Genomic DNA, 2,541 nt, shown 5'->3' with positions numbered 1-2,541 from the left:
CCGCCGCGGCCGGCGCGCCGCCCATCATCGGCATCGCCATCCTCGTATCGAAGCCGTTCCTCTGGTTCTATCTCTATTTCGCGTTCTGCGTGCTCGTCTTCTACGCATTCTGGAGCTGGTATTCGCCGCATCCATGGCAACGCTGGTCGATCCTGATGACCGCGGTCATCCTGTTCTTCATCTATTTCAATGTGCAGGTCAGCGTCGCCGTCAACGCCTGGTATGGGCCTTTCTTCGACTATGTGCAGGGGCTGATGTCGGGGACTGGAAAGTCGACCAACAGCGAATTTTATATCGGATTGGCTGATTTTTCGTGGCTCGCCCTGGTCGGCATGAATGTGCAGGTGGTCAACGCCTTCATCGTCAGTCACTGGATCTTCCGTTGGCGCACGGCGATGAACAACTACTTCGTCGAGAATTGGGGCAGGCTACGCCATATCGAGGGTGCCTCGCAGCGCATCCAGGAAGACACGATGCGGTTCTCGCAGATCATGGAAGATCTCGGCTCCAGCTTCGTCCAGTCGATTATGACGTTGATCGCATTCCTGCCGGTCATGATCCAGTTGCAGGCCCATATCACCGAGTTGCCGATTATCGGCGCGATTCCACAGCCATTGGTTGTCGCAGCCCTTGCCTGGTGTCTGTTCGGGACGATCTTGGTCATGGTTGCAGGTCTGAAACTTCCAGGGCTGCAGTTCCGCAACCAGCGCGTTGAGGCAGCCTACCGCAAGGAACTCGTCTACGGCGAGGATCACGCGGACCGGGCCCAGCCGGCCACCACGGCCGAGCTGTTCGAGAATGTTCGCCACAATTATTTCAGGCTCTATTTCCACTACATCTATTTCAACGTCGTCCGTTACACCTACCTGCAGGCCGACAACATTTTCTCGCTGCTGATCCTCGGTCCCTCGCTGGTGGCGCACAAGATCACGTTCGGCGCGCTGAACCAGATTTCGAACGCATTCGGCAAGGTGACCGGTTCACTGCAGTTTCTGCTCACCTCCTGGTCGACCATCGTCGAGCTGCAATCGGTCCACAAGCGCCTGCGCGCCTTCGAGGCGACGCTGCAAGGCGAGCCGCTGCCCGATATCGACCAGCGCTATCTGGCAAGGCAGGGCGCTGAGGATCCGGCCTAAAGATCGAGGTTGGAAACGAACCGGGTTGGCGGCTCAGCCGCCGACCGAGACCTGCCTCTGGCCGGCATCCTGGCGCGAAACATAATCGCGAAAACTGATGCATTCGACATCGGCCTTGACGCAGACCTCGCCGGCAAAGCGCTCCAGCGCGTTCCAGTAGGCGCCGTCATTCATCAGCGCGAAGTGGAAGCCGAGCTCCAGCGGAATGCGCTTGCCGGCATACTGCTTGTCGAAGGCGGCGCGGAAGGCATCATAGGTCCGGTTGGCGAACTCGCCCGCTTGGCTTGGCCGTTCGAAGCCGCCGGAATGCCTGACATAGAGATTGTAGTCCATGGCGATCACCGGCCGTGACTTCGGTCCTTCTGGAATCTGCGGCAGCGAAAAGTGCATGACGCCGTTGCTGGCCGTCGGTCGGGCGGGGCCCTGCGAGACGCCGCTGGCGTCGAATTGATAGCCGGCGGCCGGCAGCGCTTCATAGAGCGCCTTGCCCGTCGACAGATACGGCGCGCGAAAACCGACAACCGCATGCCGTGCGAAATCGCGCCAGCCCTCAGGCTCGGGCGCAATGCCGTTGATGGCATAGGCGTTCTCGAGAATGTGCTCGAACGAACCGAACTCTTTCAGCCAGTCGGCCTTGCTCCAGTCCTTGCCGTCGAAATGGCCGCAGCCATGGCTGGCGATGTCGTGGCCCTCATGCGCGGCAAGCCCGATCTGCTCGAGCCGGTCGGTGACTTCCTGTTTCGAGGCGGCAAAGCCGATATTGGATTTCCCGGCGCTTCTGCCGGGTGCGGTGTATTCCTTGCGTGTTTCCGTCGACAGCAGGAAGACGCAGGACAGAAAATAGGTGAAATGTGCCCCGGTGCGCTCAGCCAGTGCTCGACTGCGCTTCCACTGCGAAATGTCGCGGGCGCTGTCGAACGAGATGATGACGACCTGCTTGGGCTTTGCCGGCACCGGTGGCGCGGGCGGGTCGGCCAGAGCCACGCCGGCAGTGACGAGCGCGGCAAGCGAAAACGCAACAACGCGGAACGGACGAAGCATAGGAATCTGATCTTAACTCGGGGAACGTCTGCAAGCCGGCTATCGCCTAAATGTGGCGCGGGTGCGATGGGCCTCTTCGGCTGCTCGTCCGGGGCAAACATCCGTTTGCCCCGGACAATAGCGATTTTCCGGTCGAACCCCTTCCATGCCGGCAAAATTTCGCTAAAACGCGGGCTGACAAAGGCCCGACCGGGCAGGAATGGTTTGATTTGATGTCCGACGACAGTTTTATCCGTGAAGTCAACGACGAGATCCGTCGCGAACAGGCGCAGGCGCTGTGGGACCGTTTTGGCCCAGCCCTGATTGTCGTTGCGATCCTCGTGGTGCTCGGCACCGCAGCCTTCGTCGGCTATCGCTATTGGGA

General features: G+C 60.2%; 2 protein-coding genes. One reads left to right on the top strand and one right to left on the bottom strand.

Annotation, left to right across the window (positions count from 1 at the left end; translation table 11 throughout):
• Positions 1-1,136 (top strand): peptide antibiotic transporter SbmA (gene sbmA / locus ENZ74_RS28710; protein WP_127313176.1); only part of this gene is annotated, 1,136 nt, incomplete at its 5' end.
• Positions 1,137-1,169: 33 nt separating this feature from the next.
• Here the strand turns inward: sbmA and ENZ74_RS28705 are convergent.
• Positions 1,170-2,177 carry a polysaccharide deacetylase gene (locus ENZ74_RS28705; protein WP_013532850.1) on the bottom strand — a complete coding sequence of 336 codons (1,008 nt, stop codon included), beginning with the start codon at positions 2,175-2,177 and terminating at the stop codon, positions 1,170-1,172.
• Between the last annotated feature and the right edge of the window lie 364 nt (positions 2,178-2,541).

Origin of the sequence: Mesorhizobium sp. M7A.F.Ca.CA.002.15.2.1 (genome assembly GCF_003998715.1) — a bacterium.
Taxonomy (GTDB): domain Bacteria; phylum Pseudomonadota; class Alphaproteobacteria; order Rhizobiales; family Rhizobiaceae; genus Mesorhizobium; species Mesorhizobium ciceri.
Note: the sequence above shows the minus strand (reverse complement) of the source record. Positions and strands in the feature narration are given on the sequence as shown.

Excerpts from the sequence above, each read along its gene's own strand:
- ENZ74_RS28705 (WP_013532850.1), bottom strand. The coding sequence starts at position 2,177 with ATGCTTCGTCCGTTCCGCGTTGTTGCGTTTTCGCTTGCCGCGCTCGTC.